This window comes from Vibrio sp. YT-19(2023), assembly GCF_033337395.1.
This window is the reverse complement of the sequence record NZ_JAWOQN010000071.1, coordinates 1-5,531: the sequence shown is the minus strand read 5'-3', so window position 1 is coordinate 5,531 and position 5,531 is coordinate 1. Positions and strand designations below refer to the sequence as shown.

4 protein-coding genes are annotated in these 5,531 nt (G+C 44.4%); all 4 read left to right on the top strand.

What is annotated here, in order from left to right:
- The first annotated feature begins 123 nt into the window (after positions 1-123).
- From R7E78_RS23800 to R7E78_RS23785, 4 genes are read left to right on the top strand one after another with little or no spacing between them, the layout of a single operon-like run.
- Positions 124-1,377: a site-specific integrase gene (locus tag R7E78_RS23800; protein ID WP_318058308.1), complete on the top strand. Its 1,254-nt coding sequence runs from the start codon at positions 124-126 to the stop codon at positions 1,375-1,377.
- On the top strand, positions 1,374-3,116 hold the full coding sequence (locus R7E78_RS23795; RefSeq protein ID WP_318058307.1) for a hypothetical protein: 1,743 nt from the start codon (positions 1,374-1,376) through the stop codon (positions 3,114-3,116). Before R7E78_RS23800 ends, R7E78_RS23795 begins: the two co-directional genes overlap by 4 nt.
- Positions 3,117-3,119: 3 nt before the next feature.
- Entirely contained in the window at positions 3,120-5,024 is a 1,905-nt protein-coding gene (locus R7E78_RS23790) for a site-specific integrase (protein WP_318058306.1), read from the top strand.
- Positions 5,024-5,422, top strand: a complete 399-nt coding sequence (locus R7E78_RS23785) for a hypothetical protein (RefSeq protein WP_318058305.1) — start codon at positions 5,024-5,026, stop codon at positions 5,420-5,422. Before R7E78_RS23790 ends, R7E78_RS23785 begins: the two co-directional genes overlap by 1 nt.
- The last annotated feature ends 109 nt before the right edge of the window (positions 5,423-5,531 follow it).

The following is a 5,531-nucleotide window of genomic DNA, read 5'->3' as shown; positions in this document are numbered from 1 at the left end:
TTTTCATTCGACTAAGAATCCCCATAGTTATAATTAGATTGACACTAGTTAATTATCTTTATTAATATATATAGATTGCAACGTATACTAATAATTAGATTTTAAATTGGGCCAAGGTTAAGTATGGATCACTTCTACCACCTCATAGAGACAGCGGATCACATTAACATCGGTGACGTTGAAATAACCAAAGAGCTTGCCACCTCCTTTGGTGCTGAAAATTCGGTGTCATACGAAGACACTCAGGAATTGTTTACCGTTGATAAGCCAATGTCTTTCAAAGGCGTCCTCATGCTGTTTACCAGTGAAGGTAAGCCGGTGTTTGAACCCAATGCCTACATCCTAAGTCGTCGTATCGTAGAGGGGGCGAAGGACGTTAAGCCCACGAGCTTCCACCTGTTGAGGTATTACCGATACTTGGATGCCAATAATCTAAAGTGGGACGACCACGAAGAGCGATTACAGCGTTACCCGATTTTTCTTTATCGAGCTTATTTAGAAGGTGAGATAGAAAAAGGTAACTTGAGACGAAGCACTGCCGTTTCAGCTCTGTCAATTGCGAGGCGTTTCTACCTTTTCTGTTACCGTCATGGGTACATTTCTCAACTGCCGTTTGAAGTGACGGGCACCACTAAGTATGGGCAAACGCTTACAGACTGCTCAATCCGAAGCGCAACCAGAGAAACCAATCTACAGCCATTGAATGACCTTGACCTACAGCATGTGAGGGACAATTGGCGCTGTAATGGGTTATCAAAAGAGTTTCGTTTAATGATTAGTGTGGCGCTTACTGTAGGGCTTCGCGCTATAGAGGTCACAGACATTAAACCTAAACACTTTGCTATTCCCAAGGGCTTCAAAGGGAAGACACTAACGGGTATCTGGATTGGGCCTGACCATGACTGCAAAACCAAATATGATATCAACCGACAAGTCTCCATGCCTGTTTGGTTGATGAGGTCACTTAATGAGTACCATGAAAGTGAACGATATAAAAAGCGGCAACAGTTATACTTCATGAATACGGGTGATATGAACCCTCCCGCCTTTATCAATAAGAATGGAGAACCGTTCACCACTAAGAGTCTCAACTCATTGTGGGCTAAGTTACGCGCTGCGATACAAGAGAACAGTAATCCCCACTTTAAGCATAAAGAGCACGATTGCAGGGCAACGTTTGGTGCTTATAAGCTTGAGTCATTGGCTCAAATTAAAGAGTTGTCGATGATGCAAGCATTGAAAATCCTAAAGGACGAAATGGGGCACAAAGATTTAGAAACCACCATGCTGTACCTCAAGCATTACGAGGGCAATCCTGAAAAGAACCAAATTCCCGAGATAACCATGAACTTGCTAGAGGATGAAACGCTACCGTGACCGATGTAATGGATGCCGAATCTAAAGAAAACGCTCGTGCTTATCGCTCTACACCGACCAAGGAGATGGTCACCGATAACACGCTGACGGTAATTACTAAGTGGAAATATATTTGGAAGCGCGGTACTGGTGACAATTCAACGTGTGACTTTGCGGAGCTAAAGGCGTATGCCACGGACGAGCATATTCGCTTGCTGATTTCCAAGTTCCAGCAGTCAGGGTGGCGCGAATCATCAAAGGAGTCGCACTTCGTAACTATCCGACAAATTCTTCGTCATGCATTCAATGCCCAAAGCGGAAAGCGCAAAACCAAAGTTCAGTTTTCTCCAGAAACATGCACCCAGTACATCAATGCGACTTACCTTTCAATGGCAAGTACAGGTAAGGGATTACATGGTAAGCGTATCAGTGCAAAAACTCTTGGCTGGCTAGGTTCAAACCTAAATTCAATCTGCAAAAAGTTTGGCTTCGGAACAATCCCTAAAGCAGCCAGAAACCTTGATACGAGTTCAGCATCGTTAGATTCTGACAACTACACTCCTAAGCAGTTGCGCTCTATTGCCTTCGCCTTGCTCGCTGACCGCAGAGCGCTGTTAGAGCGCTATAAGGATGAGTCACTATCTGAAGCTCAAAGGCGGTTGGCGTTTGATAGATTAGTCTGCAATGCGGTATTTCTGACCATCTACTATCTCGGAACAGGGCAAACAGAAACCTTGAGTATGTTTTTAGAAGATGAATGGGTGTGCCAGAAGTCAGGAGCTGGCCGCATCAGCATTGAAGGATTGAAGACTCGCAGGAACACCGTTGAACTGCGCTCATTTACTCCAAGATCATCCTGTAAACGTTTTTTTGAATCACATCTTGCGTTATCTAAGGCGCACTCTACTTTTCTGGGTTTGGATAAGCATTATCTATTTCGAAAGATGAATGGTGATGTTCCAACCACAGGCTACCTCAAAACCTATGCTCAAGATTATCTGATTAAACACTCTAAGCGTATTCAAGCTTTAATAGAAAAGAACCCTGATTTTTGCTTGAACTGTAATCTGCTGAAATCATCCATTAAGCAGTACGCAGAGCAGAAGCTAGGGCGAAGCAAAGCGGCACAAAACACCCGTAATGCACCTGATACTTATGACAACGCCAAGTATGGCAAAGTCACTAAAGGCGAAGCCAGAAACCAATTAGCTCTTGGCCTAACGGCGTTGCACAACTTAGGTAAAAATCCCGATGGAGGAACGGTTGTCGCGGTGGCGCAAGCCAAAGAAGCGATTGGTGAGGTGATTTCGCATGAGGAGTGGGAAGCCATAAAGGAAGTCGATACTGAGCACCGCGTGGTTGAGAATCAGAACGGTGGTTTTTGTAAAGGCGCCGACACACCTCAGAAAAAAGAATTCCAAAAAACCGTAGACAGGAGCGGCATCCTATCCGGTGAAGAAAAATCCCAGCTAGGTTGTGGCTTCGTCGTAAAATGCTTTGGCTGCTCGAACTTCGGTGTTGTGGATGACCCGCACGACATATGGCGGCTGCTTTCCTTTGAGCAGCGACTGAATGAAGCCATGATAGTGCATCAAAACGTAGAGCACTTCATCACGAACTTTGGTGAAGTGAAGGCGAATCTAAATAAGCTCAAAGCACGTTTTAAAAAGGCTCACCTCAAAGCTGCGATGAAGCAATTAGAGCGAGAGTGTCACCCTCTGTGGGATGAAAACTCCGTTATGGACATATTCAGGGGATAAGCCATGTACAGTATCTGTCATGATTTCAATAAGTTTGAAAAATATGCCCTACCGCTAACATCGAACCCGTTTCCTATGCCTAGTGACGACACAGTAGTGAGCGTGGATAAGGAAGGCAACCCTGTATCCTGTTTCGGTGATGATGTGTGGGATTTTAATGCGTTTTTTAATCTCACGAACGACGTGAAATCGCTCTACCAAATCAATTTCTTGCCTCAAAAGCACAACCCCAAGCTGCTTATCGAACTCAAGCAGCGTATCTATTTTTTGATTTGGGGAGCACAAGGTAACCTTCTGCACATGGATGGGGGTACTTTTCGCAAGTTCAGTCAATGTCAGCTCATAGCAAAAAAGTCAAACACTGCCCTGAGAGTATATAAAGGCACTTCCATCGACTCCTTCTCTCTACTCAGTAACGAATTGGTCTTTAGTCAACTGCTTCATGAACAGAAAAAGCACAGTGAACAGACTGTAAAAATTCATTTAGAAGCACTAAGCGTCCTTACGCAACTCAACAAACACTTTCCAAAGCAGCTTCACTTTTCACTCGGTATTCCAGAAGGAAAAAGCCTCAAACAAATCGCCAAGCAGTATTCAAGCACTGGTAAAGGGCATTACCCGACGGTTATTCCTGTTATTTATGAGCAACTAATGGGACGCTTGATAGAAGATGTCACCGCTGCTCATGAAAAACTGAAAGACCTTCGCGATGTAAAAGCTTACGCCAAAAAGTATGGGATTACAGAGCGCCAAGCCTGTGATGAATTTAAGGCGGTAGAAGGAGCTTGTTTTATGGCACTTTCCGCGTTCACGGGTATGCGTATCAGTGAGTTAACGCAAATAGACTCGACCTCTTATAAAGAAATTGACCTTGACGGTATCAAGCTATGCACTCTACGTTCTTGGACGCGTAAGTTAGAGAAATTACCAAGAGAGGATGCATGGGCGTGCGCCCCTATCTGTGAAAAAGCGCTAGAGGTCTTAACTGCACTAAATGATGATTATCGCTTCAACAAAGGCGACATTCACTGTTCACCACGATTTAGATTCGATGGTAGAGGTGGGAGTGGTGAAAACATCAAGCGTCAGCGAAACGATGTGGTACTAAGTACCACAGTCCTTAGATATCTCTTTGCTGAATACTCAAGACACATTGATATCAACTATGACCCAGATGAAATGGATGAGGTGTATGGCTTGCTAAACCCTGTCGTACCCGCACAATATAACCCTATTCAAGAGCGGGAAGATGGCACGTTTTATTGGCACTTTACGACTCACTCACTGAGACGTACCTTTGCCCATTTTGTGATCGGGAATGGTTTGGTGTCGCTGGCAGCTTTGAAGCATCAGTTCAAGCACATTAGCCTATCAATGACCGCTATTTATGCCAGTCATGCTGAGGTGTTAACACTGCTGGGAATAGAGAACCCAGCTAATATCAAGAAAGCGGTTGAAGACGCTGAAATGGAAAGTCATAAAACCTATCTGCGGGACATGATAGACCACCCTGAAGAGCAGTCAGGTGGGTTTATGAAAGCGTTTGAGGGTGACCCTAACGTAATGACTGAAGAACAATTTGAAGAGCTTGCCAAGAAAACAAAAGGGGCAAATAAATCGACAGGTTATGGCCGATGCTTTGCTGGTTTTAAGTGCAAAATGGACCACCTTTTTGAGCAGTCGAGTTGTCTTGGTCGTGACTGTGAAAATTTAAACATTAATCAGGAAGAGGCGCTGCGCTGGCAAGAGCGTCACGGGCGAATTGCAGGAAGATTACAGCAAATGAAAGACATGGGGTTTTACAACCAGAACACGCTTGCTCGCGAGTTGACAGACATCCGAGCTGCCGAGAAGGTCATGCGTGACCATAACATTGAGTTTGAAAGATTTGAATTAGGAGCGTTGTAATGGCAAACGTAAAAACCAAGCTGATTAATGCCTTCGAAGCACTGAAAAAAGAAGGCAAGAAGGTTAGCCCCTATGCAGTCGAAAAAAGAGCTGGCGTGGCAAACGGGTCATGCAAGAATCATCCTACTATCTTGGAAATGGTTCTGGCGGAGAAGGCTCGCTACCATCCTAACCCCGTCGTAGCTAAGAAAGGGGAACCCAAAAAGAAAAAGCAGGTCGATAAGGAGAGATATGACGATTTGGCAGAATCAAATAAACGCCTAAGAGCCGAGAATGACCAGTTTAGAGATGAAATGAAAGTAATGGCAACGTCCGTGGCTCAGTTAACATGGGAATTGCACCGATACAAAACATCAACAAGAAAGCAGTCTACCAATGTGAAGAATATCAAGACGTAAAATTAAAAGCAGAGCTGACGTGCCTACATCTAATTCAACTAAGTTCTACTCCTTTCCTTGTTGGTTTGCTCTGTTTTTCAGCGCTGTCGGCTAACTGAAAAATGCCCCA